Annotated in this window: 24 protein-coding genes and 1 pseudogene; 10 read left to right on the top strand and 15 right to left on the bottom strand. The window is 69.8% G+C overall.

Annotation, left to right across the window (positions count from 1 at the left end):
* Positions 1 to 110: 110 nt before the first annotated feature.
* Together AC07O8_RS23390 and AC07O8_RS23385 are read right to left on the bottom strand one after the other, a co-directional pair.
* Entirely contained in the window at positions 111 to 1,232 is a 1,122-nt protein-coding gene (locus tag AC07O8_RS23390) for a mechanosensitive ion channel family protein (RefSeq protein ID WP_495050329.1), read from the bottom strand.
* 39 nt (positions 1,233 to 1,271) lie between these two features.
* A complete protein-coding gene (locus tag AC07O8_RS23385; RefSeq protein ID WP_495050328.1) occupies positions 1,272 to 2,147 on the bottom strand; it encodes a hypothetical protein in 876 nt (291 codons plus the stop codon).
* Between the two features lie 140 nt (positions 2,148 to 2,287).
* Between AC07O8_RS23385 and AC07O8_RS23380 the strand changes: the two genes are divergently transcribed.
* A complete protein-coding gene (locus tag AC07O8_RS23380; protein WP_495050327.1) occupies positions 2,288 to 2,656 on the top strand; it encodes a hypothetical protein in 369 nt (122 codons plus the stop codon).
* A 146-nt stretch (positions 2,657 to 2,802) separates the two neighbouring features.
* Here the strand turns inward: AC07O8_RS23380 and rpoN are convergent, their stop codons facing one another.
* Positions 2,803 to 4,206, bottom strand: coding sequence for an RNA polymerase factor sigma-54 (gene rpoN, locus AC07O8_RS23375; RefSeq protein ID WP_495050326.1), 1,404 nt, complete (start codon positions 4,204 to 4,206; stop codon positions 2,803 to 2,805).
* A 621-nt stretch (positions 4,207 to 4,827) separates the two neighbouring features.
* Here rpoN and AC07O8_RS23370 point away from each other — a divergent pair.
* The 3 genes from AC07O8_RS23370 (at position 4,828) to AC07O8_RS23360 (ending at position 9,099) form a co-directional block, all read left to right on the top strand.
* Entirely contained in the window at positions 4,828 to 6,078 is a 1,251-nt protein-coding gene (locus tag AC07O8_RS23370) for an AI-2E family transporter (protein ID WP_495050325.1), read from the top strand.
* A 94-nt stretch (positions 6,079 to 6,172) separates the two neighbouring features.
* Positions 6,173 to 8,593, top strand: a complete 2,421-nt coding sequence (locus tag AC07O8_RS23365) for an ATP-binding protein (RefSeq protein ID WP_495050324.1) — start codon at positions 6,173 to 6,175, stop codon at positions 8,591 to 8,593.
* A 47-nt stretch (positions 8,594 to 8,640) separates the two neighbouring features.
* On the top strand, positions 8,641 to 9,099 hold the full coding sequence (locus AC07O8_RS23360) for a ferritin-like domain-containing protein (RefSeq protein ID WP_495050323.1): 459 nt from the start codon (positions 8,641 to 8,643) through the stop codon (positions 9,097 to 9,099).
* A 120-nt stretch (positions 9,100 to 9,219) separates the two neighbouring features.
* Here the strand turns inward: AC07O8_RS23360 and AC07O8_RS23355 are convergent, their stop codons facing one another.
* The 4 genes from AC07O8_RS23355 to AC07O8_RS23340 form a co-directional block, all read right to left on the bottom strand.
* Positions 9,220 to 9,762 (bottom strand): hypothetical protein, encoded by a 543-nt coding sequence (locus AC07O8_RS23355; RefSeq protein ID WP_495050322.1) that lies wholly within the window; start codon positions 9,760 to 9,762, stop codon positions 9,220 to 9,222.
* Positions 9,746 to 10,285 carry a hypothetical protein gene (locus tag AC07O8_RS23350; RefSeq protein WP_495050321.1) on the bottom strand — a complete coding sequence of 180 codons (540 nt, stop codon included), beginning with the start codon at positions 10,283 to 10,285 and terminating at the stop codon, positions 9,746 to 9,748. Before AC07O8_RS23350 ends, AC07O8_RS23355 begins: the two co-directional genes overlap by 17 nt.
* A 13-nt stretch (positions 10,286 to 10,298) precedes the next feature.
* Positions 10,299 to 10,676: an ElaB/YgaM/YqjD family protein gene (locus AC07O8_RS23345; protein ID WP_495050320.1), complete on the bottom strand. Its 378-nt coding sequence runs from the start codon at positions 10,674 to 10,676 to the stop codon at positions 10,299 to 10,301.
* A gap of 129 nt (positions 10,677 to 10,805) precedes the next feature.
* Positions 10,806 to 11,333, bottom strand: coding sequence for a hypothetical protein (locus AC07O8_RS23340; protein WP_495050319.1), 528 nt, complete (start codon positions 11,331 to 11,333; stop codon positions 10,806 to 10,808).
* Between the two features lie 270 nt (positions 11,334 to 11,603).
* Here AC07O8_RS23340 and AC07O8_RS23335 point away from each other — a divergent pair, with 270 nt between their 5' ends.
* Positions 11,604 to 12,137, top strand: a complete 534-nt coding sequence (locus tag AC07O8_RS23335) for a response regulator (protein ID WP_495050318.1) — start codon at positions 11,604 to 11,606, stop codon at positions 12,135 to 12,137.
* 22 nt (positions 12,138 to 12,159) lie between these two features.
* Complete coding sequence (locus AC07O8_RS23330) at positions 12,160 to 12,939, top strand: D-glycero-alpha-D-manno-heptose-1,7-bisphosphate 7-phosphatase (RefSeq protein WP_495050317.1); 780 nt, start codon at positions 12,160 to 12,162, stop codon at positions 12,937 to 12,939.
* A 157-nt stretch (positions 12,940 to 13,096) separates the two neighbouring features.
* Here AC07O8_RS23330 and AC07O8_RS23325 read toward each other — a convergent pair.
* The 5 genes and pseudogenes from AC07O8_RS23325 to AC07O8_RS23305 form a co-directional block, all read right to left on the bottom strand.
* Positions 13,097 to 13,963 (bottom strand): annotated as a pseudogene (locus tag AC07O8_RS23325) (DNA topoisomerase IB); the annotation flags it as partial.
* 188 nt (positions 13,964 to 14,151) lie between these two features.
* Positions 14,152 to 15,648 carry a sigma-54-dependent transcriptional regulator gene (locus AC07O8_RS23320; protein ID WP_495050316.1) on the bottom strand — a complete coding sequence of 499 codons (1,497 nt, stop codon included), beginning with the start codon at positions 15,646 to 15,648 and terminating at the stop codon, positions 14,152 to 14,154.
* A 300-nt stretch (positions 15,649 to 15,948) separates the two neighbouring features.
* A complete protein-coding gene (locus tag AC07O8_RS23315; RefSeq protein ID WP_495050315.1) occupies positions 15,949 to 16,296 on the bottom strand; it encodes a hypothetical protein in 348 nt (115 codons plus the stop codon).
* A gap of 215 nt (positions 16,297 to 16,511) precedes the next feature.
* On the bottom strand, positions 16,512 to 17,585 hold the full coding sequence (locus AC07O8_RS23310) for a glycosyltransferase family 9 protein (protein WP_495050314.1): 1,074 nt from the start codon (positions 17,583 to 17,585) through the stop codon (positions 16,512 to 16,514).
* A 110-nt stretch (positions 17,586 to 17,695) separates the two neighbouring features.
* A complete protein-coding gene (locus tag AC07O8_RS23305; RefSeq protein ID WP_495050313.1) occupies positions 17,696 to 18,610 on the bottom strand; it encodes a YihY/virulence factor BrkB family protein in 915 nt (304 codons plus the stop codon).
* Between the two features lie 196 nt (positions 18,611 to 18,806).
* Here AC07O8_RS23305 and AC07O8_RS23300 point away from each other — a divergent pair, with 196 nt between their 5' ends.
* Entirely contained in the window at positions 18,807 to 19,148 is a 342-nt protein-coding gene (locus AC07O8_RS23300) for a PRC-barrel domain-containing protein (RefSeq protein WP_088404154.1), read from the top strand.
* A gap of 101 nt (positions 19,149 to 19,249) precedes the next feature.
* On the opposite strand, the gene AC07O8_RS23295 is transcribed toward AC07O8_RS23300, so the two are convergent.
* Positions 19,250 to 19,705 carry a CBS domain-containing protein gene (locus AC07O8_RS23295; protein WP_088404153.1) on the bottom strand — a complete coding sequence of 152 codons (456 nt, stop codon included), beginning with the start codon at positions 19,703 to 19,705 and terminating at the stop codon, positions 19,250 to 19,252.
* 89 nt (positions 19,706 to 19,794) lie between these two features.
* Between AC07O8_RS23295 and AC07O8_RS23290 the strand changes: the two genes are divergently transcribed.
* From AC07O8_RS23290 to AC07O8_RS23280, 3 genes are all read left to right on the top strand, one after another.
* Entirely contained in the window at positions 19,795 to 21,108 is a 1,314-nt protein-coding gene (locus AC07O8_RS23290; RefSeq protein WP_495050312.1) for an O-acetylhomoserine aminocarboxypropyltransferase, read from the top strand.
* Complete coding sequence (locus tag AC07O8_RS23285; protein ID WP_495050311.1) at positions 21,105 to 21,953, top strand: alpha/beta fold hydrolase; 849 nt, start codon at positions 21,105 to 21,107, stop codon at positions 21,951 to 21,953. Before AC07O8_RS23290 ends, AC07O8_RS23285 begins: the two co-directional genes overlap by 4 nt.
* A gap of 63 nt (positions 21,954 to 22,016) precedes the next feature.
* Complete coding sequence (locus tag AC07O8_RS23280; RefSeq protein ID WP_495050310.1) at positions 22,017 to 22,376, top strand: Mpo1-like protein; 360 nt, start codon at positions 22,017 to 22,019, stop codon at positions 22,374 to 22,376.
* A 28-nt stretch (positions 22,377 to 22,404) separates the two neighbouring features.
* On the opposite strand, the gene AC07O8_RS23275 is transcribed toward AC07O8_RS23280, so the two are convergent.
* Both AC07O8_RS23275 and AC07O8_RS23270 read right to left on the bottom strand, forming a co-directional pair.
* Positions 22,405 to 23,289, bottom strand: a complete 885-nt coding sequence (locus tag AC07O8_RS23275) for an SDR family oxidoreductase (RefSeq protein ID WP_495050309.1) — start codon at positions 23,287 to 23,289, stop codon at positions 22,405 to 22,407.
* A gap of 87 nt (positions 23,290 to 23,376) precedes the next feature.
* Positions 23,377 to 24,309, bottom strand: coding sequence for an NADP-dependent oxidoreductase (locus tag AC07O8_RS23270; protein ID WP_495050308.1), 933 nt, complete (start codon positions 24,307 to 24,309; stop codon positions 23,377 to 23,379).
* Between the last annotated feature and the right edge of the window lie 12 nt (positions 24,310 to 24,321).

The raw sequence follows: 24,321 nt of genomic DNA, 5'->3' as shown, positions 1-24,321 counted from the left end.
CGCCATCTTCAAAACCGGCCAACCCTGGAGAAGTGCCGAGGGCGCTTGACACGGTTGCTCTCCCGCAAGCGGGAGAGCGAGTCCTACCGGGCTCGCTCCTACGTGGTCCTTCAAGGGGCAGGCGATGGTGGCAGCGAGGGTTTGAGCACCGGCGCTGCGGGTGCGGGGATGTCTTCCACGAGCGCCCGCACGCGAGGCAGCGACTGCGGGTGCGTCTTCTGCAGCCAGGCGATGAGGCCTTCGCGCAGTTCGCAGCGCAGGTCGAAGGCCTTGCCCGAGTCTTTCGCGCTCACGAGCACGCGGATCTGCATGGTGCGTTCGGTGGTCTCCACGACCTGGACGCCGCAGACCCGTCCGTCCCAGTGGGCCGAGCCCTTGCACATGATGGTGGCCTTCTCGCGCAGCTCGTTGACCGGCAGCGTGAAGTCGACCCACAGCATCACCGTGCCCAGGATGCTGGAGCTGGTGCGCGTCCAGTTCTGGAACGGGTTCTCGATGAACCATTGGAGCGGGATGACGAGTCGACGTTCGTCCCAGATCTTGAGGACCACGTAGGTCGAGGTGATCTCCTCCACCCGGCCCCATTCGCCCTGGATGATGAGCACGTCGTCGAGCCGGATCGGTTGCGCCATGGCGATCTGCAGGCCGGCGAGCAGGTTGCCGAACACGGATTTCGCCGCCAGGCCGAACACCAGGCCGGCGATGCCCGCCGAGGCCAGCAGGCTGGCGCCGACTTGCTTGGCGCGCGGGAAGGTCATCAGGATGAAGGCCAGCGCGGTCAGCATCACCGCGCCCTTCGCGACGCGGGCCAGCACCTTGGTCTGCGTCTGGATGCGGCGCGCGGCGAGGTTGTCCTCGACGTCCGCGGGATTCATCAGCGCCACACCGTTCGCCACGCCGGTGATCGCGCCGGCCGCGACGGCGGCCAGCGCGACGATGGACAGCACGCCCAGCAGATGCTGCACGCCGTTGATGCCCGGCATCGTGTCCGGCACGCCCTGCGCGGCGATCAGCAGTCCGATCGTGGGCAAGGCCCACCGGGCCGGGTTGTCGCAGCGCTGCACGACCGAGCTCAGCAGCGGCGAGAAACGCGTGAGGCGCACGGCGATCGGCCGCAGGATCGCATGCACGAGCAGCGCGCCGGCGATGATCACCAAGGCGCCGAGCAACAGCTGACCCCAGAGCATGAGGTCGGTATCAAGGATCGCGAAACGGGATTTCCAGGTCTGCATGGCGCCGGGCGGGCAAGCGCCGTTCCGGCGCCGCGCCCCTCACTCCCGCCAGTCCCTGCCCAGCAGTGCGTCGCGCAAGACGGACATCTGGCCTGGCATTCGCAGGACCTCGGGTCCGAGGCCGTCGTATCCGGCGATCCGCATGGCGATCGCGTTGGAGGCCCCGTCGCACGTCGCGCGCTGGCTCGCCTTGGCAACGATGTCTTCGTAGTCCGACAGCGCAGTCAGAAGCGGTGCGACGCGCTGACCGCGCAGGTCCGCCAGCGACAACAGGTTGCGCGCTGCGGCGAGGAGCGCCCCCATCCGCTCCGCCACCGCCTCCGTCCGGCGCGTCAGCGCCTCCAGCACCTCCGAACTCAGCGGTCCCGGATGGGCGGGATCGATGCCGGGATCGGCCAGCTCGCGATCAATGACGGCCGACATCTCCTCGATGCGCGCGAGGCGTCGGCGGAGCGCCTCGTGCCGGTATTGCGGGCTGTCTTCCTGCAATTGGAGTTGGATCAGTCGCCACGGGGCCTGCGCGTCGAGACACCGCGACAAGGTGGCTGCTGCCTTCAGCAGCGGCCGGGCGTGGCTCGCGTCCCGCCACGGATCCTGTCGAAGCTCCGGACCCAGCTCACTGGCGCGAAGGCAGATGTGCGCCGCCATGCCTGCCCGGTGCTGCTTCTGCCTGGTGAAATGGGACAGCACCTCTTCCAGGCCGTCACTCAGAGCGGCCCGGCGCTCGTGTCGCGCCGCGCCCTCGCAAACGAGGTGGGCCAGACCGCCGGGCGGGAGTCTGCCGTTCTGGCAGGCCTCGAAGGCGACGTCCTCCGGACCTTCGCGGTGTCCGGAGCCGTGGTCTTCCTTCGCGGCGAACAGGTCATCCAACGGATTGTTCGACGGCGCGATCAAGGAGGTGGGTAGGGTCAGCATGGCGGGATGTCAGGTGAACAAGGAGGATGTCAGTGGCGCCGCAAGACGTTTGGTGCGGTGATGTCGGCCGGCCAGCGCCACGACCCGCGCGGGTGGGCCGATTGCCTGAACCGGGGATCTCAATGAACCAGGAGCTCGCCATGGCCAGCACCCCCGCCCACAAGACCGACCGGCCCGCGCAGACTGCGGGCTCGCGCCCCGTGCTCGACAAGGCGCCCGTCGCGCCGGGACAGGTCGAACCCGACGCCGCACCCACCCACAACGACGATGCGCAACTGCCGCATGAGCGCGACCAGAGCGTCGGCGGCGATTCGACCGGCGGCATGGGGTCCGGCGCGGCCGGAGAGAATCAACGCGAGGTCATCGGCCAGGCCCATGAGGACCTGAAGCAGGGTCAGGTCGATACCGACTTGCGATCGACGCCGGGGCTGGACGCCGAACAGCGTGACCGGATGGTCAAGGACGACACGAAGTCGTCCAGTCCGACGAAGCGCTCGTCCGACCACTGATCGCCTTCGACGGCGAGGCGATCCTTCCCTGCGACCGCGCGAACGAACCCGCGCGAATGAACCCGGGCCAATGAACCCCCGCCAATGAAAACGAGGCCTCATGGGGCCTCGTCCTTGTCTCCATCGCGCCTCGGGAAAGCGGGTCGTCAGCTGTGCTGTCTGCGCCGTTCGACGGCGTCGATGCGCAGCATCTGGCGGTACTTGGTCACCGTGCGGCGAGCCACCACCAGGCCCTGCCGGGCGAGCTGACGGGTGATCTCGGCGTCGGACAACGGGTTCTCCGCGCGCTCGGCCTCGATGATGTCCTTGATCAGTCCGCGGATCGCCGTGCCCGAGCACGCGCTGCCGTTGCTGCTCACGATCGCCCGCGAGAAGAAGTACTTCAGCTCATACACGCCGCTCGGCGTCGCGAGGTACTTGTTGTTGGTCACGCGCGAGACCGTCGATTCATGGATGCCGACCTCGTCGGCGATCTCCTTGAGGCCCAGCGGCTTCATCGCCATGGCGCCGAACTCGAGGAAGTGGCGCTGCCGCTTCACGATCGCGTTGGCCACGTCCAGGATGGTCGAGAAGCGCTGCTCGATGTTGCGCATCGTCCAGCGCGCCTCCTGCAGGTGGTTGGCCATTTCCGCATGGCCTTGCTGCCGGTGGCGCTGGAACAGTTCCGCGTACACCTGGTTCATCCGCACCTTCGGGATCACCGCCGGATTCAGCTGCACGCGCCATTGGCCGCGCACCTTGGTCGTCAGCACGTCCGGCACGATGTAGGCGGCCTGCGTCGTCTCGTAGCGCCAGCCCGGCCGCGGGTCGAAGCGGCGCAGCTTCAGGCACACGGACTCGGCTTCCGCCACGCTCACGTCCAGCAGCTGCGCCAGCGACGGGATGTCGCGCGAGGCCAGCAGGTTCAAGTGCTGCGAGATGATGCGCTCGGCCAGCAGGCGGCTGCGCGTGTCCTCGATCTTGGGCAGTTGCAGCAGCAGGCATTCGGCCACGCTGCGCGCGCCCACGCCCAGCGGATCCAGCGCCTGCACGCGCTTGAGCGCGATCTGCATCTCGTCGAGGCCCACCGGCGGCTGCATCTGCGCGACCACCGCCAGCTCCTCCAGCGAGCTGCGCAGGTAGCCGTCGTCGTCGACCGACTCGGCCACGATCGTCGCCAGCACCAGGTCGCGCGGCGACAGCCGCAACACGTTGAGCTGGCTGCGCAGGTGTTCGCGCAGGCAGGTCTGCGCGGCGGTCATCTCCAGCGCGCTCAGTTCGCCGTCTTCCGCGCGGCGCATCGAGCCGGAACTCTCGGCGCGCCAGATCTCGCGGTCGTCCGGGAAGGGTTCCGGCGCGTCCGACATCACCGGCGACGGCGCGACCGGCATCTCCGATTCCAGCGGCGACGAATCGTCCGACGACTCGGTCACTTCCAGGAAGGGGTTGCGCCCCAGCATGTCGGTGACCATGGTGGTGAAGTCCAGCGAGGACATCTGCAGCAGCCGCACGGCGTGCTGGAGGCGAGGCGACAGCGTCTGCGTCTGCCGGTGCTCGTGCCTGAGTTCCATTGCTCCCACTTGTGAGACTCCTGTCCGGTAAAGGGTGAGGCTGCCTGCAACCGGATTCCGGAGGGTCCCCATCGGCGAGGACGGGAACGGGTTGTAGGCAGTGCCGGCGAACCGGCCTGATGGAGCCATCAGCGCAAGGACCATGCCACCTTGCCGCGGCGTTTTCATATCGCGGAGCGCGCGCCATTCGGCGTGCCCGCCCAAATCCCGCAATCCCTGTAGGCACGGGGCCTGCCGGGCGATGGGCCCATCGTCCCGCGGCGAACCGACTGACGCCGCACGGACACCGCGGCTCGCCGCCCGACGATCTCGGACCGCGCTACGGCCCCTCCGCCCCGCAAGGCTTTCGGCACCTTTTACCGGGCGCCGGCCCCCGCATGCCCGCTCACCGGAAGTCCCCGACTGCCACTGGGGCCGGAATGAGGCTGGGGGTTCGCGGACGCGATGCCCCCTGCCTCGTGGAGCGCCCGCGCTTGGCGGAGCGAAGTCGAGCTCCCGCCGCCCACCCACCGCCGTAACTCGCCGTACCTCTCCCCCGTGACCCTGGTGGTACCGCTCCCCGCTGGCCCAGCCCTTGCTTCAGGAGCCTGCCCGATCCCCTCTCTCGTCATCCTTACCATCTTGCGCCCCTCCGCCCTGCCCCCGACCACGATGCGCCGCTGGGCGACGCGAGGCCTGCTCTTGATTGCGCTGGTCTTCCTGTTGAAGGAAGCCAGCGCCATCGTGCTGCCGGTGCTGGTCGCGCTGATCCTGACTTTCGTGCTGGCGCCGGCGGTGCGGACGATGCGCCATCACGGCATCCCCGAGTCGGTGAGCGCGGCCATGCTGGTGACGACGGTGGTCGGCTGCACGGTGCTGAGTGCGGCGCTGCTGGTGGATCCGCTGGCGCAGTGGTGGCAGCGTGCGCCGGTGGCGGTGTCGCAGGCCTTGAGTCAGGTGGACCGGTGGCGCGCGGCGATTCCGGGTTTCGGCCCGCCGGTGGAGCGCCGGACCTCGGGTCGCGCCGCGGCTCCCACGCCGCCCGTCGATCCCGTGCGCGAGCGCATCGCCAGCGAGGGCGTGGCGCTGACCGCCCAGGCGCTGGGCATCGGCCTGAAATTCCTGGTGTCCACCGCCGCGACCACCATCCTGCTGTACTTCCTGCTCGCGTCCGAGCACTGGGTGCTGTCGCGCTGCATCGAGCTGCTGCCGCATCGACCGCGCCTGCGCGCCATGGTGCTTGGTGGCCTGCGCGCCGCGCAGCGGGACATCTCGCGCTACGTCGGCTCCGTCAGCCTGATCAACATCGGCGTCGGCCTGGTGGTGTCGGGCACGATGTGGTTCGTGGACCTCCCCAACCCCGGCTTCTGGGGCGCGCTGGCCGCGTTGTTCAACTTCATCCCCTACCTCGGTCCCCTGATCATGTGCGGGCTGCTGCTGGCGGCGTCGCTGGCGGCCTCGCTGGGCGACGCGGGCTTCACCGCGCTCGCCGCGCCGGTGCTGTCCTACCTCTGCATCCACGCCATCGAGTCGAACTTCGTGACCCCGATGGTGATCGGCAAGCGGCTGTCGATGAATCCGCTGTCGGTGCTGCTGTCGGTGATGTTCTGGGGCTGGCTCTGGGGCGTCGCCGGCGCGGTGCTGGCGGTGCCGCTGCTGATCTGCCTGCGCAGCATCAGCCAGCGCAACCGCCAGATGCGCCCGGTCGCCGTCTACCTGCGCGGCAGCGACCGCCCCTGCACGCCACTGAGCACGCTGTTGCGGCCGCCCCGGCCGCCGTCCATCGCACCGCATGTCCCCCCTCCCGTTCCCTCGCATGTTCTCCCGCCCCCTGCCGACGGCGCCACCCCCGTGGGCGCACGTCCGAACGCCCTTGAACAGCACCACCCATAATCTGCCGCCGCGACGCCCGCGTTCCGGCGTCCCTGTCCGTGCCGTCGGCCTCTGGCCGCGGTGGTGGTCCGACCGTTCCTCCGCCTCCTCGCCCATGCCCTTGCCGATCCGTTCCCGCCTGCTCGTGCTCGTCCTGTCCGTGATGTTGCCGGGCATCATCGCGGCGCTGTGGGTCAGCTGGCAGACCTGGAGCGACGAGCGCGATGCCACCGTGCGCCACATGCGCGACAGCACGCGTGCGCTGTCCATGGTCGTGGACAAGGAACTGGCGCGTCGCGCCGGCATCGCGCGGGTGCTGTCCTTGTCGCAGATCCTGGACGGATCGCCGCAGATCGCGCCGGACGACCTCGCGATGCTGGAACTGCAGTCGCGTCGCGCGATGCAGGGCCTGTCCGGCTGGGTGGAGCTCAACGCACCGGATCGCACGCTGTTCAGCACCCGGCTCGCCCCGGGCCGCGTGCCGGAGACCTCGCTGGTGCCGCCTGCGGCGGCGGCCTCCGCGGCGCCCTCGTCTCAACTCTCCGCGCTGCCGTCGCCTGGCGCGACGACCGGCACCGCCGCTGCCGCCACCGCCACTGCCGCAACAACGCCGCCGGGTCTGCCGACCATCGCCGCCTCGCGCCCGGTCCTGGTCCGGGAAGGCGTGCCGCTGGCCGAGCAGGCCGTCATGGGCGACCTCGCACCCGACCCCGCCACCGGCCAGTTGCGGGCGCAGATCATCCAGCCGATCGAGCGCGGCGGCCATGTGTGGCTGAACATGAGCATCACCGTGCTGCCGCAGGAACTGCAGCAGATCATCGACGGGCAGCGCCTGCCGCCGGACTGGACGGCGACGATCATGGACGGCCGGGGCACGGTCGTGGCGCGGCACCCGGGCGGCATCAGCTATGCCGGACGTCCCGGCACCGACGACCTCAAGCGCTTGATGGCCACGCGCGACGAGGCGCAATTCGACTCGGTCAACCTGGACGGGCGCCCGGTCGTCGGCTACTTCAGCAAGTCGCCGCAGGGTTGGACGGTGGTGACCGCGGTGCCGCGCGACGGCGGCCCCGGCGGGTTCAGCGGCTTCGGCGCGCGCGCCGCGCTGCAGCCGATCGCGATCGGCGCGCTGCTGCTGGTGCTGGTCGGCATGTTCGGCGCGCTGTGGATCAGCCGGCGCATCTCCGGACCGATCCACGCGCTCAACGAGATCGCCAACGAACTGCGCGCCGGCGAGCCGGTGCGTGCGCGCAAGACCGGCATGGTCGAGTGCGACGAGGTCGCGCTCGCGCTCGAGGATGCGAGCGCCGCGATCCATCAGGGTCGCTACGAGCTCGAGGAACGGGTGAACGAGGCCATCGACCGCACGCGCGAGGCCGAGCAGCTCAGCTCGCGCTCGCAGCGCACGGCCGCGCTGGGCCGGCTCACCGGCGGCGTCGCGCACGACTTCAACAACCTGCTGGGCGTCATCAGCAACAGCGCCCACCTGATCCAGCGCAGCCCGCACGCCGAATCGCTGGCCATGCCGCTGGGCGCGATCATGCGGTCGGTCGACGTCGGCAGCCGGCTCACCCAGCATCTGCTGCGGGTCGCGGGCCGTCAGCCGGTCCATCCGCAGGTGGTGGACCTGGGCTCGACGCTCGGCGAGATGAAGGAGCTGCTCGTCACCGTGCTGGGCAAGCGCATGCAGCTCGCGATGACGATGGCGCCGGACCTGCCGAGCGTGCGCGTCGATCCGTCGGAGCTGGAGCTCGCGTTGATCAACATCGCGCTCAATGCGCGCGACGCGACCAACGGCATGGGCGAGATCACCGTGGAGGCCGGCCGCGCCTCTCCCGGCGACGTGCAGGACCTCGCACCGGGCGAGTACGTCGCGATCAGCGTGACCGACCGCGGCCCGGGCATCCCCGACGACCTGCTGGCGCGCGTCTTCGAGCCCTTCTTCACCACCAAGCCCGTCGGCAAGGGCACCGGCCTGGGCCTGAGCCAGGTGCTGGGTTTCTGCGTGCAGGCGGGCGGCACCGCGCGCATCGCGAGCCAGCTCGGCGCGGGCACGACGGTGACGCTGCTGCTGCCTGCACAGACCAGCGCGCGTCTCGTGCCCGACGGCGCGCGCGTCGACGGCACCGAGCGCGAGCGCACGCGCGACGACGGTCTCACCAACAGCCTGGCGGGCACGCGGGTGCTGCTGGTCGAGGACAACGAGGAACTCAACCGCGTCACCGCCGGCCTGTTGCGCAGCTTCTCCTGCCAGGTGCTCAGCGCCAAGGACGCGGACGAGGCGCTGCAGCTCTTCGGCAGCGGCGCGGCCGTGGACATCGTGCTGTCGGACGTGGTGATGCCGGGCTCGATGGACGGCCAGGCGCTGGCCCGCGAGCTGCGCAAGCGCCGGGCCGGGCTGCCCATCGTGCTGATCAGCGGCTTCAGCGAGGCGCTGACGGCGGAGTCCTCCTTCACCGTGCTGCGCAAGCCCGCGTCGCCGTCGCAGATCCTGGAAGCGCTGCGGCGCGCGATGGGCTTGCCGACGGGTACGTGACTTGCTGTTTCATGGCATCACCACTCCCCCGATCGGAAAGGACTGCCATGGACAACAAGGACGTCATCGACGAACTGAACACGCTCGTCGAAACCTGCAAGGACGGCGAGTTCGGATTCCTGAGCTCCGCCGAACATGTGAAGAGCACCAGCCTGCGCGAGGTCTTCGCCCAGCGCGCCGCGGAGTGCCGCCAGGCCGCCTCGGAGCTGCAGCAACTGGTGCGCCAGCACGGCGGCACGCCCGAGGACGACGGCAGCGCCGCTGGCGCGATGCACCGCGGCTGGGTCGCCGTGAAGGGCACGCTGACCGGCTACAGCGACAAGGCGATGCTCGAGGAATGCGAACGCGGTGAGGACGCCGCCGTCGCGCGTTATCGCAAGGCCGCGCAGAAGGACCTGCCCGCGGGCGTGCTGGAGGTCGTCCAGCGCCAACTGGCGGGCACGCTGCGCAACCACGACCAGATCAAGCTGCTGCGCGACCAGGCGCGCAACGCCGAGAAGGTCTGACGGCAGGCACGGCGCGGCTCCGCCCGCGCCGTACGCCAAAGACAAGGCGCACCCGAGGGTGCGCCTTTTTCATGGGTCGGCGAGGAACGGCCCCGCACGCGTGCGGGCCCTTCCCATCGACTATCGGGCTTCTTCGCGCTGTCCTTCTTGCCCCGCTGCCCGCTGCTTCTTGCGACCTTGCATGAAGCCGGCGATCACGCCCAGCACCAACTGCGTGATCTCGGGTCCGACCTGCCCGCGCAGACGCGCCGGCATGAAGCCCCACAGCATCGTCAGCAACTGCAGCGTGCCGACTTCGGGTCGATCGGCGGCCGGCCTGGTGTGATCGGCGCGCGACTCCTGCGGCGCGTGGAACGCCTGCCGAGCCGACGCATCGGCACGATGCCGGTCGTGACGCCGCCGTTTGCCACGCACCAGGCGCCAGAACAGCCAGCTCGCGCCGGTGCCCAACGCCGGCAGCAGCCAGCGGCCGGGGACGAACACGGCCTTGCTGCGCTGCTGCAAGGCATCCCAGTGCAACTGGAATTCCAGGTCGCGACGCACGACGCGCAACTCCGCCATCTCGATGCGCAGCGTCAGCGCCTCGATCGACTCGGCCGCGCCCCCGGGGTCGGGGACATCGGGGATGCGGCGGGGATCGGGGCGGTCAGGGGTGGCGGCCATCGGGGCTCGGTTCCTCAGGATCCATCGGATCGTTGAACAGCCAGTGGAACTGGCGGCGGGAGGCCGGCAACGCCAGCATCGGCGTGAGCGCCTTCATCGCGGCGGCGACCCACACCAGCAGCAGCAGGTTGATCGCCAGCACGCCGGCGAAGGCCCAGGGCCAGCTCAGGCCCAGATGGACCGCGATCGCCACCAGCAGGGCCCACAGCGCGATCCAGGCCGTGGCCCCGGCGATCGCCGCGACCACGCCCAGGATGACGAGGCTGACCAGGCCGTGTTTCGCGCGCTGAAGTTCCAGCGCCAGCAGCAGCAGACGCCCGGAGAGCATGCCGCGCGCCGCGCGCGCCATGCCCTGCAGCTCGCCCAGCCAGCTGGTGCCGTGCGGTGGACCCTCGCCCGGAGGCGGAGCGTCCGCCGCCGATCCGGGTGCGGGCCCGGATCGTGGGGGTGGCGCTGGGGGCGACGGCGGTGGCGGTGGGAACGGCGGCGGGAAGGACGGCGAAGCGTGCGGCAGGTCGCTCATGGGCGCGCCGCGGTCAGCGCGTCAGACGCGCGATCAGCAGGCCGACCGCCAGCGCGGTGCCGACCGCCATCAGCGGATGTTCGCGCACGTTCGAGCGCAGGGTGTCGCACCACTCGTTGCCGGTCAGGCGCAGCCGCTCGGCACGGTCCTGCAGCAGCTCGTTCGTGTCCTCCAGGCTTTTCTGCAATTGCTGCGCCTTCGGCGCGGCAGTGGTCGCGAGGCGGTCGATCGTGGCGTGCGCCTTGTCGGCGACACGGTTCACCAGATCGGCGGCCGCGGTGCTCGACGGCGTGCCGGACGCGCTGGTGCCGTTGGCCAGCTTGGCGGCATCTTCGGCCGTCGTGAACGGCACGGTCTTGTCGCTCTTCTCGTTGTTGGGCGTGGTGCTCATGGGAAGTTTCCTTTCGGCGTGCACAGTGGCAGCAGGGACATGGATCGGTGGTGACGAGATGGCAAGCGGCGTGCCCCGAAGGCAAGGTGCACGCCGACGATCGACGCTCGCGGGGCCGCGTGCGTCCCTTCAGCGCGGCAGCGGCGGCTTCGGATGGGTGTCGAGCCCGCGGTGCGGCGACTCGGCCACCTGCGGCCGGCCGCCTTCAGGTTCCAGCATCTCCTCGATGATGAAGTGACCGTAGTACTGGGCGCGCTCGGCGTGGTTGCGGCGGGCGATCTCGGCGATCTCTCGCGCCTGCGCGTCATCCTTGGCCTTGACGACGAGGAAATGGAAGCCGCGTTCGGCCAGTTCGCCGTGGCTGCGCAGCAGGTTGATCTCCTGCCCGATCGCCGCCAGCGGACTGGCGCGCTTCAGGTCGCGCTCGACCAGTTCGATCATCTCGCGGTCGCCGATGGCGTGGAGGTCCGCCTCGGCGATGCCGTGCGCACTCAGCGCCGCACGGGCCTGCCCCGCCTCAGGCGCACCGGGGAAGCTGATCACCAGATGATCCACCGGCTTGTGCACGCCGAAACTGCTGGGGCGGTCATCGGCATGGTCATTGCCGGGATTGTCGGTGGCGTGGTCCGGGGCGCCCGGTCGGATGCTTGTGGCCATGGGGAGCTCCTTGAAGTGGGAAGCAAGTCTTCCCGGCAAGGCAAGCCTCATACCTATCGCGCGCGCCGCCTTTCCCACACGCGAACCGACCGGAAAAGAACACCCACCAAGGTGTCGCCGAGATTGACGTGCGGGCCACCGACCGGTTACACCGGACAGGCCGAATGATCCCGTGCCAGCAAGTGGAATCCCCAAGGTTGGGGAGCACTTCAGGCACGGCGATTGCCATGTCTCGCGACCAACTGAATTCGAACAGGGAAGGAGCGAACGATGAACGACGGTTTCACGTCGGTGCTGTACGTCGAAGACAGCCCGCTCAACGTCATCGTGATGGAGGCGATGTTCGAGCAGCGCCGTGACCTGCGGCTGCACGTCGCCGAGGCCGGCATGCCCGCCTGGCGGCTCAGCGCGCAGTTGCAGCCGTCGCTGCTGCTGATCGACCTGCACCTGCCCGACTGCCATGGCTCCGACCTGCTGAAGCTGCTGCGCATGCGGCGCGGCTGGGCACAGGTGCCGGCGATCGCGGTGACGGCCGATTCCGATTTCGACGCGCTGGGTTGCGGTTTCCTCGAGCTGTGGGCGAAGCCGCTGGACGTGCGCAAGACGCTGGCCCGCCTGGCCGAGCTGCTGCCGCCCCCGCGCGGCGCGCGGCCCGCCGACGCGGCCGACCTGCCGAGCGGCGGGCTTCAGACCGGCGTCATGATCGATCCGGCCGCCGACGGCGCGAGACGGGAGTCGGGCCTGATGGCGCGGCACAAACAGTCGCTGGCGCCGCGCCAGACCGACTACGGTTGGGTGCGCTGAGCGCGTCGCGGAGGCTGCCCCTGTGACTGCCTGGCTCGACGCGCCGCTCACCACCCTCTCCCTCCACGACCTCGACTTCTCCCGGGAGCGGCCCGACCGGCCGTCGCCGGGGTCGCTGCGTCCGGCGGTCTTCCTCGACAAGGATGGCACGCTGGTGGAGCCGGACGACGCGGCCATCCATGATCCGTCCCGCGTGCGGCTGATGCCCGGCGCGGGCGAGGCGCTCGCGCGGCTGAGCACCGCGGGACTCGCCCTGGTCCTGGTCACCAACGAAAGCGGCATCGCGCGCGGCGCGTTCACGCGCGTCCAGTTCGCGCGGCTGCAAGCGGCGCTGCTGGCGCGTCTGAAGGACGAGTTCGGCGTGGCCTTGACCGACGTGGCGGTCTGCCCGCACGCGCCCGACGCGCAAGGACGTCCGGCCTGCCTGTGTCGCAAGCCCGCGCCCGGCATGCTGACGCGCGCGGCGCGCGCGCATGGCCTCGACCTGCGCCGCTCGTGGATGGTGGGCGACCTGCTCGACGACGTCGAGGCGGGCCACCGCGCCGGCGCGACGGGGCTGCTGCTCGACACCGGCGCGGAAACGGCCTGGCGGCGCTCGCCGCTGCGCGAGCCCGCCGGCGTCTTCAGCGACTGGCCGTCGCTGGCCGCGCACCTGCTCCGCGAGGCGGCGGCGGAGACTTCGACGTCGATGTCGGCGTCGACTGCGATGGACGCGCCGCTCGACGAGCCGATGAGCCGCCTGTCCTCGACCGCGATGTCTTCGTCGGTGCCGGTGCAGGCACAGGCGCAGGCGCCGGCGTAGCGACCTCCACGCGGGGCTGCGTCCGCAGCAGTCCCATGAGGCGCCGCTCCGCGGTGCTCAATCCGGAAACCGTCGGCGGCGCGGCCATCCATCGCTGCGTCGGCAAGGACGCCAGCTGGTCGGACTGGCCCCATGCGAGCACCGCCGGGTGGATGTAGGACTTGCGGCAGACCGCCACGGTGTTGCCGAGTCGCGCGGCGACGTCCTTCACCGTCTGCTTCAACGCCTCGGCCGGCGCGGTGCCGGCGCGGGCATGGTCCGACAGCAGATCGAGCGCGAGCACGCTCGCATGCCAGGTGCGGAACACCTTGGCGCTGCAGGTCGGTCCGCCGGCGGTGGCCAGCCAGTCGTTGACGTCGGAGGCGTCGATGCGGTGCGGTTCGCCGGCATCGTCCTCATAGCCGAAGAGTTCCTGGCCGCGCAGATCGCGGCAGCGGCGCACCAGCGCCGCGACGCGGTCGTCACGCACGGCGAGCTGATGGCGCACGCCGCTCTTGCCGGGGAAGCTCAGCAGCAGCGCGTCGCCCCGGACCTTCACATGGCGGCACAGCAGGGTGCTGAGGCCGTAGGAGCCGTTGCTGCGCGCGTATTCGCGGTGGCCGATGCGCATCCAGGTGCGGTCGAGCAGACGCACCAGCGCCGCGATGACGCGTTCACGGTCGACGTTGCCGGCGGCGCCGTCGGGTTGCAGACGGCGCTGCACCTGGCGACGCAGGCGTGGCAGGCGTTGGCCGAAGTCCAGCAGCAGGCCGAACTTGTTCTCGCCGCGCAGGGCCATCCAGTCGGCGTGATAGCGGTATTGCTTGCGTCCGCGCGCGTCGCGGGCGGTCGCCTGGATGTGGCCGTCGTCGCGGGCGCAGATCCAGACGTCTTCGTAGGCCGGCGGAATCGCCAGCGCGCGGATGCGCTGCAGCGTCGAGGCGTCCCGCACGGGACGCCCGTCGCCATCGACGTAACGGAAACCCTTGGCGGCGCGCTTGCGGCGCAGCCCGGGTTCGCAATCGGATACCCAACGCAGTGGCATACCAGTCCTCCTGCCTTTCACAAGGCAGGCCGCATGCCAACGCCGCTGGCCCTCACCCCTGCCCTCTCCCGCAAGCGGGAGAGGGAGAAAGAGGAGCCAGCGCTGCGAGCGGAGTCGGTCGGACTCCCTCTCCCGCTTGCGGGAGAGGGCGGGGGTGAGGGCGAACGGCCGTGGCAGCGAAGAGGCCGTTACTGCTCGGCCTTGTCAGCTGCTGCCGTGTCTTCCGCCGCGTATTCCTTCAAGCGGTTGTAGAGCGTCTTCAGGCTGATGCCGAGCACGGCGGCCGTCTGTTCCTTGTGGTGCTTGTAGTGCTGGAGCGTGGCCAGGATGAAGGCCTTCTCCACCTGCGCCATCGAGCTCCCGAGCGGCATCGTGATCGACGGTCCCGAGGACTCCGCCGATGCCGCGAACGGCGCTGACGCAGGCGCCGGCGCCGGAACGCCGATGCCCGACCCAACGCCCTGGCCACCACCCTGCCCGACACCCAGGCCGGCGACCGGAGCCGCCGCCGTCGACTGCGGCACGGCGCCCTCGCCCTTCGGCAGCCACTGCTCGTCCACCACGTCCGCTGCCGCCATCACGTAAGCGCGCTGGACCGCGTTGCGCAGCTCTCGCACGTTGCCGGGCCAGTGGTAGGTCTGGAGTTGCGCCAACGCCTTTGCGGTGAAGCGCTTGTTCTTGCCTTCCTTGGCCGCGATCTGGCGCAGGAAGTGGTCGGCCAGCAGCGGCACGTCGTCGAGGCGGTCGCGCAGCGGCGGCATCTCGATCGGGAACACGTTGAGGCGGTACAGCAGGTCCTCGCGCAGCTTGCCGGCCTGCACCGCCTGCAGCAGCGGGCGGTTGGAGGCGGCGATCACGCGCACGTCGGCGTCCAGCGTCGTCGTCGAGCCCACGCGCATGAAGCGGCCGGTCTCGAGCACGCGCAGCAGCTTGACCTGCAGCTCCATCGGCATCTCGGTCAGCTCGTCGAGGAACAAGGTCCCGCCGCTGGCCCGTTCGAAGAAGCCTTCGTGCTGCTTGTCGGCGCCGGTGAAGGCCCCCTTCTCGTGGCCGAAGATCTCGCTCTCGATCAGGTTGGGCGAAATCGCGCCGCAGTTGACCGCCAGGAAGGACTTCTTGCGGCGACGGCTCAGGTCATGGACGGTCTGCGCCACCAGCTCCTTGCCGGTGCCGCTCTCGCCGTTGATGAACACCGACACGCTCGTCCCCGCCACGCGCGAGATCTGGTCGTAGATCCGCTGCATCGGCTGGGTCCTGCCCCACAGCAGACCGAAGTGGCCGCTGTTGGCGAGGTTGGCGTTGAGCTCGGTGACCTCGGCCTGCAGCGCCGCGGGCTTCATCACGCGCGACAGGACACCCTGCAGCTGCTTGATGTTGATCGGCTTGACCAGGTAGTCCGCAGCGCCCAGCCGCAAGGCCTGGATCGAGGTGTCCAGGCTCGCGTGGCCGGTGATCAGCACCACCTCGGAGTTGGCCACCAGTTGCGGGTCCTGGAACAGCTCCATGCCGTTGCCGTCGGGGAGTTGCAGATCCAGCAGCACCACGTCGGGCTGCTGCAGCGCGATGTGCCGGCGGGCATCGCGCAGGGTATGGGCCACCGACACGGTGAATTTTTCGCTCGCAATCAGTTCCTGCAAGGTGGCGACGGAATCGATATCGTCGTCCACGATCAACGCATGGGTCACCGGGTCATCCTTCGTTGTGGGAGGGGTTCACTTCTTTGAGTCAGCGCTTCGTGAACTAGGGCCGCTGATCTCGGTTAACTCATTCTTGCAGCAAGCGGACCGCTTGCCAGCCCCTTGGCGATTCGATTTGAAAAATATTCCGGTGATCGCTGGTCGATGCACGCCCGCTGGCAGACGACATGCGAACAACACGCGCCACAAAAGGACACCGGCCGCAGTCCGAGGACCACGCCGGTGCCGGGAGGCGGTCCGCGGAACCGCCGGAGTGGACGTCGGAAGGACGCCGGAAGGACGTCGGAATCACGCATCCCGGCGGCGGCGCTGGACCCATCCCACCAAGGCCAGTGCGACGACCAGGGTGAAGAAGTTGCGGATCTCGAACGACGCCCCGGAGGGCTCGATGTCCGTGTCGATGACGGAGGACGGACTCGTCGGCGGAGAGGCGGTCGCCGACGGCGTCTGGCCCTGCGGGACAGACCGGACGCCGGCGGGAGTGTGGTGGACAGGGCCGTTCGCCGGGGCCGCGGCCTCCGGACGGACCAGCGCCGCGAGCTTGGCACCCTCCAGGAAACTGCCGGAGCTCTCCGCGTAGGCCGCGCTGGCGGCCAGCAACAGCGGCATCGCCCAGGCGAGCTTGTGCAGGTGCATGAAATACCTCCTGTGATGGGAACGGGAGCGCGACCGGACATCCGTCCGGCCTGCGCGTCTGCCGAACGTTCACGCGCGGCTCGCGAGAGAGGCAAGCACCATGCCCGCTCGAACGTTCGGTGACGATTTCGCACCGGTCCGAGGGACATCGCAGACTGGTACTTCGGGCAATCCTCGCCCTAGTCGACGCCATCGGCCTCGCGGGTTCCGGAGGCTCAATCGAGGGTCATCTCCCGGCGCAGCGCATCGCCGGGCAGCACCGCCGGAACGCGGGAGGCGGCCGCGATGGTCAGCGGCAGATCGTCCGTGGCCACGACCACGCGGGCGCCGGCGGCCAGGGCCGCCAGCTCGCCGATCGACGCGACCGGCGGCAAGACCTGTCCCCGCGACGGCATGGCCGCGCGCAGTTCGGCCAGCGCGGCCTCCTCGCCGGGCACCGCGCACAGCACCACGGCGGTGTCGTCGGCCCAGGCGTCGAGCAGCACGTCCGCCGCTGCTGCGAAGACCGCGGGCGGGCAGTGGCGCCTGGCGCCGCCGCCCGGACAGACCAGCACGTAGCGCTGACCGAAGCGCAAGCCGGCTTGCTGCAAGACGTTCCGCATCTGGTGGCTGTCCTTGGGCAGCAGCCGCAGGCGCGGTCGTTCGTCGGCGGTGTGCATGCCGACATGCGCCACGAGCGCCAGTTGGCGGCGCGTGTCGTCCTGGCCGTCGCCGGACTGCTCATCGGCGACCAGCAGTTCATCGCTGAGCAGGCCATGCGCCGGCTCGCGCACATGCGCCAGCGTCAGCGGAATGCCCGCCATCCGGCACAGCAGGGCGGCCGGCAGCGCGCTCTGGGCGGCGGACGTGAACAGCACCGCGGCGTCGAAGTGGCTGCGACGCAGCTTGCGCACCAGGTGCATCTCGGCGTCGCCACGCATGCTCGGCGGCTCGGCGTTCAGCGCGGCGGCGCCGCCGGCGGTCCACGGCGCGTTGAAGGTCATGACGTCGTCCACCGCCTGCAGGTGCGGCCGGAGCGCCAGCGCCTCGGGCGCCGCCAGCAGGGTGAGCTGCGTCCACGGCATCGTCTCGTGCACCGCCGCGAACGATGCCGTCGACGCCAGCACGCCCGCGACGCCGTCCAGCCGGATCAACAGCACGCGACGCACGTTGCACCAGCGGCGATGGCGTTCCTCGGCCAGCGCGTGCGCGTCGACCGGCAGCGGTCCGTCGCGCACGGGCGCGCTTGCCACGCCCAGCTCGGGAAGGCTGGGCGCAGGGGCGCGCTGCTCGAGGGACGTCGCAATCATGGCGCTTTCCTGGCAAGCGACATGCCGGACGAAGAACGAGGACCGGTGCGGGTTGCCGGGTGATCGTCCGCTAGCGTCTCACGGGCGTCTCACGGGCGTCTCCGGGCGTGTCAGCGCGGCTCCAGCGTCCGCGCGACGGTCGCGACGGCCTGCTCCCGCAGGCTGTGGCGCTTGGCGAAGGCCCAACTGAGTTCCGCGCCCATCAGGAACACCTGGGTCGAGTAGTAGACCCACAGCATCATCACGACCAGCGAGGCCGCGGCACCGTAGGCGGAGCTCACGCCGCTGCGGCCGATGTACAGGCCGATCAAGCTCTTGCCCAGGCTGAACAGCGCCGAGGTGATGAGGGCGCCGATCCAGACGTCGCGCCAGCGCACGGGAACGTCGGGCACCCACTTGTAGATGACGGCGAACATCACGGTGATCAGCGCATAGGCCAGCGTGCCGTTCAGGATCTGGGCGAGCAGGACGAACTCGGTGCCCAGCCAGGGCGTCCACCACTTGCTGATCGCGGCGAGCGCGGCGCTGGCCACCATCGAGATCATCGACAGGAAACCCAGGCCGAGGATGAGGCCCAGCGACAGCAGCCGCTTGCGCAGCAAGGTCACCAGGCCCTGCCAGACCGGCGCGCTGCGCGCCGCCGGCGCCTTCCAGATCCGGTTGAGCGAGTTCTGCAGTTCGGCGAACACCGAGGTCGCGCCCACCAGCAGCACGATCGTGCCGATCGCGGCGGCCCAGCCGCCCTCCTCCGGCCGGTTGACGCGCTTGAGCAGCTCCTCGACCGCCACGGCGCCGTCGGTGCCGAGCAGGCCGGAGAGCTGCTCCATGACCTCGCCGCGCGCGGCCTGCTCGCCGAACACCAGTCCTGCCACGCTGATGACGATCAGCAGCAGCGGCGCGATCGAGAACAGCGTGTAGTAGGCCAGCGCCGCGCCCATGCTGGGCGCGTTGTCGTCGCTCCAGCTTTGCGCGGCCTCGCTGACGATGTCGAAGGCTTCCTGGACGGCGTGGGGCAGCTTGGGCATGCGAGGCGGCCGCGAACAACGCGGCGGGGCGACTGGCGGTGAAGGGATTCTTTGTCGAGGCAAGGGAAATTCCCGCTCGGCGTCGACGTGCCGAAGAGGTGTGCGGAAGAGGTGTGCGAAAGACGTGTGCGGAAGATGTCCACGGCGGCACGGCGATTGCCTGGAACCTCCTATCCCAACCCACCAGGAGATCCTCATGGCAAGCACCACCATCGCTTCCGACCGCGTCGAAGGCACCAAGGTCTACAACGGCAACGGCGACAAGCTCGGCTCGATCGACAACCTCGTCATCGACAAGCGCTCGGGCCTGGTCCGCTACGCGGCGCTCGAGTTCGGCGGGTTCATGGGCATCGGCACCGACCGGTATCCGATCCCCTGGAACATGCTGAAGTACGACACCAGCCTGGACGGCTATGTCGTGCCGCTGCGCGAGGACCAGCTCGAGAAGGCGCCGCGCTATGCGCAGACCGACCGTCCCGAGTACTCCGATGAATACGGCCGCAAGGTCTACGACTATTACGGCGTGGCCTGGATGTAAAAACCCCGGCCCTTGCCTCCAGGCCAGGGCCATCGATCCTGCAATGAAGAGCGCCCCGGGAGACCGGGGCGCTTTTTCTTGTCGGGGCGATCAGGCCGTCATCAGGCGGCGTTCGCGCCGTCCTCGGCGGGCCAGTCGCGGATGTAGGCCTTGAGCATGCGGTTCTCGAAGTCCTGCGCGTCGACCACCGTCTTGGCGACGTCGTAGAACGAGATCACGCCCATCAGCTGCCGGCCGTTGAGCACCGGCATGTAGCGCGCGTGACGGCCGAGCATCATGCGGCGGACTTCGTCGATCTCGGTTTCAGGCGTGCAGGTCAGCGGCGCGTCGTCCATGACGCTGCGCACCAGCCGGGTCCCCACGCTGCCGCCGTTGCCGACCACGGCCTGGATGACCTCGCGGAAGGTGAGCATGCCCACCAGGTCGCCGAACTCCATCACCACCAGCGACCCGATGTCGCGCTCGGCCATGGTCTCGGCGGCCTGGGCCAGCGGGGTATCGGGAGAGACGGTGAAGAGCGTGCTGCCCTTGACGCGCAGGATGTCGGAGACTTTCATGGCCGCATGAGAAAAAGCTTGGCTGGCAACATAGCACACAATGCCCGGCGCCAGACACGACTGGACACCATAACAAGCAGGAGACACCCATGTCAGGTCCATCCGATCCGGGCTTTGATACCTTGGCGCTACACGCCGGGGCCGCGCCCGATCCCACCACCGGCGCGCGCGCCGTGCCGCTGCATCTGACGACCTCGTTCGTGTTCGAGAGCGCCGAGCAGGCCGCGGGCCTGTTCAACATGGAGCGCAGCGGACACGTCTACTCGCGCCTGTCGAACCCGACGACCGCGGTGCTGGAAGAACGCATCGCCGCGCTGGACGGCGGTGTCGGCGGCCTGGCCACGGCCAGCGGCCAGGCGGCGCTGCACCTCGCGATCGCGACGATCGCCGCGGCCGGCGATCACATCGTGGCGTCGAGCGCGTTGTACGGCGGCTCGCACAACCTGCTGCACTACACGCTCAAGCGGTTCGGCATCGAGACCACCTTCGTGCGCCCCGGCGATCTCGACGCCTGGCGCGCGGCGATCCGGCCGCAGACGAAGCTGCTGCTGGGCGAGAGCCTGGGCAACCCCGGTCTGGACGTGCTCGACATCCCGGCCATCGCAGCGATCGCCCACGAGGCGCATCGGCCGCTGCTGGTCGACGCGACCTTCGCCACGCCCTACCTGCAGCAGCCGATCGCGCTGGGGGCGGATCTCGTCTCCCACTCGGCCACCAAGTTCCTGTGCGGTCACGGGACCGTCGTGGGCGGATTGCTGGTCGACGGCGGACGTTTCGACTGGGACCGCGCGCACGCCGCCAGCGGCGACCGTCGCCGTTTCGCCGAACTGTGCGAGCCGTACGACGGCTTCCACGGCATGGTCTTCTCGGAGGAAAGCACGGTGGGCGCCTTCCTGTTGCGCGCGCGGCGCGAGGGCCTGCGCGACTTCGGCGCCTGCATGAGTCCGCACACCGCGTGGCTGATCCTCCAGGGCATCGAGACACTGCCGCTGCGGATGCAGCGCCACGTCAGCAACGCGCAGAAGGTCGCCGAATTCCTCGAGTCGCAGGACATCGTCGAGCGCGTGAACTATCCGGGGCTGGCCTCGCATCGCGACCATGCGCTGGCGCAGCGGCTGCTGCCCAAGGGCAGCGGCGCGGTGTTCAGCTTCGACCTGAAGGGCGGTCGCGAACCGGGCCGGCGCTTCATCGAATCGCTGCGGCTGTTCTCGCACCTGGCCAACGTGGGCGATGCGCGCTCGCTGGTGATCCATCCGGCGTCGACGACGCACTTCCGGATGGACGACGCCGCGCTGGCGGCGTCCGGCATCCGCGCGGGGACCATCCGTCTGTCGATCGGTCTGGAGGACCCCGACGATCTGATCGCCGATCTGAAGTCCGCGTTGAAGGTGGCGTCCAAATGAGTGCCAAGCAGCTCAGCATCCGAGGCCGCGCGGCCTATGCGTACACCGGCGGCAAGCGTTTCGACGCGTCCCTGCCCTGCGTCGTCTTCGTCCACGGCGCCCTGCACGACCACAGCGTGTGGACGCTGCTGGCGCGCCACTTCGCCCATCACGGGCACGGCGTGCTGGCGGTCGACCTGCCGGGGCATGGGCGCAGCGAAGGCCCCGCGCTCGATGACGTGGCGGCGCTCGGCGATTGGCTCAACGATCTGATCGACGCCGCGGGCATTACCGCGCAGGGCGCGGGAAGCGCGGGAGGCGGGGTGTCCCTGGTCGGGCATTCGATGGGCTCGCTGATCGCGCTCGAGGCCGCGGCGCGGCGTCCCGCACGCGTCGCGCGGCTGGTGATGGTCGGCACCGCCTGGCCGATGAAGGTGTCGGACGCGCTGCTGAGCACCGCGCGCGAACGGCCGCGGGCGGCGATGTCCATGGTCAATGCGTTCTCGCATTCGACGACGGCCGGCAAGCCGTCGTACCCGGGTCCGGGCGCGTGGATGCACGGCGGCAACCTGGCGCTGATGGCGCGCATGCAGGACGGCTACGTCGAACACGGCAACCTCTTCGAGCACGACTTCCTGGTCTGCGATCGCTACCAGGGCGCGCCGGAGGCCGCCGCGACCGTGACCGCGGCGGGCATCCGGACTGAAATGATCCTCGGCGCGAAGGACGCGATGACGCCGCCCAAGGCCGCGAAGCAGCTGGTCGAGATGCTGGGCGCCCGCGTGCAGACCCTGACGGCCGGGCATTCACTGATGACCGAGGCACCGGAGGGGATGTTGAATGCACTGAAGGCGGCGCTCGGCTGAGCGCCTTGCGGTGATCCCTCAGCCAAGCAGGCGGTCCCGCGAGGGCCGCGCCAGGAGACCCTCATGAGCACCAGCCCCCTGCCCCACGCACCCGAGGACCCGGAGGCGGGCGTCGACCGCGTGAAGTCGATGCACAGCTTCGCCGAGTTCTATCCGTTCTACCTCGGCGAGCACCGCAACCGCACCTGCCGGCGGCTGCACTTCGTCGGCTCGACGCTGGGGCTGCTGTGCCTGGCCTACGCGCTGGCGACGCAGACCTGGAGCTTCCTGCTCGTCGGCCTGCTGTGCGGCTACGCGTTCGCGTGGATCGGGCACTTCGGCTTCGAGAAGAACAAGCCCGCCTCGTTCAAGCGCCCGCTGTACAGCTTCATGGGCGATTGGGTCATGTACAAGGACATCTGGGTGGGGAAGATCCGGTTCTGACGAACCGGTCTTCCGTGCGCCGCCGTGCTCAGCGCGCCGCGCTGACCGGCTCCTTGACGAGTTCCCTGACCAGGTCCTCATAGCGCCGCAGCGGTCGACCGAGCAAGGCCTCCAGGCGCTGCGCTGTGCCTGCCGCCGGCGTCATGCCGTGCTGCTGGATGCGGGCCATCATCAGGCGCATGTCGTAGGCCATCCAGGACGGCATCGCGGTCGCCAGCTGGGCCTCGAACGCGGCCAGGTCGTCGCCGCCGTAGCGGATCTCCCGCTGGAGCACGCGGCCCCAGGTCTCGGCCGCCGACGCGCCCGACAGCGCGTCGGGCCCCACGACATCGACCACCTCGCGCGGCAGCGGTCCGGGCGCGGCGTCCCGGCGCAGCAGTTCCGCGACGGCCACGTCCGCCAGATCGCGCGTGTCGATCATCGCCACGCCCGCGCCGCCGATGGGCATGGGGTAGACGCCGTACCCCTCGATCACCGATTGCACCTGCTGGTCGTTCTGCATGAAGTACGCCGGGCGCAGCACGGTCACGGGCAGGGCCAGCGTGTCGATCATCCGCTCCACGGTGTGTTTTCCGGTGAAGTGCGGCACGTCGGTGAACTGGTCCGCGTGGATCACGGACAGGTAGACGATGCGCTCGATGCCGGCTTCGCGCGCCAGGCTCAGGGTCTGGAGCGCTTGCGTGACTTCGTCCGGCGTGACCGCGTTGAGCAGGAACAGGGTGCGCACGCCCGACAGCGCGTGGCGCATCGACGGGATGTCCGACAGGTCTGCCACGACCTCGGCGACGCCGGCGGGCAACTGCGCCTTGCCCGCCTTGCGGACCAGCGCCTTCACGGACGCGCCCTGGCGCGCCAGGCCTTGGACAACGAGAGAACCGATGGTGCCGGTGGCACCGGTGACGAGGATGCTCATGGAAATCTCCTGGACGGGTTGGGAGTGGAGGGAATGAAGGGAACGAAGGGGGAGAAGAACGACAAGGGAATCGGCACCGCGCCGGGCTCAGGCCGTGACATCGACGACGGCCTTGCCGCGGATCTCGCCGAGTCGATGACGCTCGATGGCGGCGGGCAGTTGGGCGAAGGGAACGACCTCGCCGACACCCGCCTGGAGCTCGCCTCGCGCGACCTGCTTCGCAAGGTGCTCCAGCAGCGCGCCGTCGGGCTTCATCACGAACCACAGACCGCGCAGTCCGGACGGCGTGCTGGCGAGGATCTCCGGCGACGAGGTGCCGACCACGACGCCGTGGCGGGACAGGACCTGCCAGCTGCGGTCGAGCACCTCGCCGCCGACGTAGTCCAGCACCAGATCGATGTCGCGCACCTCGGATTCGAAGCGCTGCGTCCGGTAGTCGATGACCTGGTCGGCGCCGAGTGCGCGGATCGCTTCCAAGTCGTCGCCCGAGGCAGTCGCGATGACATGGGCGCCGGCGCGCTTCGCGAACTGGACCGCGAAGCGGCCGAGACCGCCGGCCGCGCCGTGGATCAGCACGCGCTGCGACGGCCAGACCGGGCCGGCGAAGTGCAGGCTCTGCCAGGCGGCCAGCGCGGCGACGGGCACCGAGGCGGCGGTCCGGTCATCGAGCGCTTCGGGGGTGGAGGCCAGGTTGACCTCGTCCACGGCCACCCGTTCGGCGTAGGCGCCCAAGCCGCCGAGCGGCCCCATCACACGGTCGCCGACCTGGAAGCGCGACACGCCCGGTCCGACAGCCTCCACGACACCCGCCAGTTCGATGCCGAGCACCGCGGGCAAGGCGATCGGGAAGGCGTCGCGGACGTAGCCTTCGCGGACTTTCCAGTCCAGGGCATTGAGGCCCGCGGCGCGCACGCGCACCAGCACTTGTCCGGCCTGGGCCGCGGGGGCGGCGATCGCGGACATCGTGACGGCATCGGTGCCGCCGTAGGCATTCAGGGTCAGGGCTTGCACGGTGGTCATGGTTCAGTTCCT

It is taken from the genome of Roseateles sp. GW821-FHT09G09 (assembly GCF_059415965.1).
Note: the sequence above shows the minus strand (reverse complement) of the source record. Positions and strands in the feature narration are given on the sequence as shown.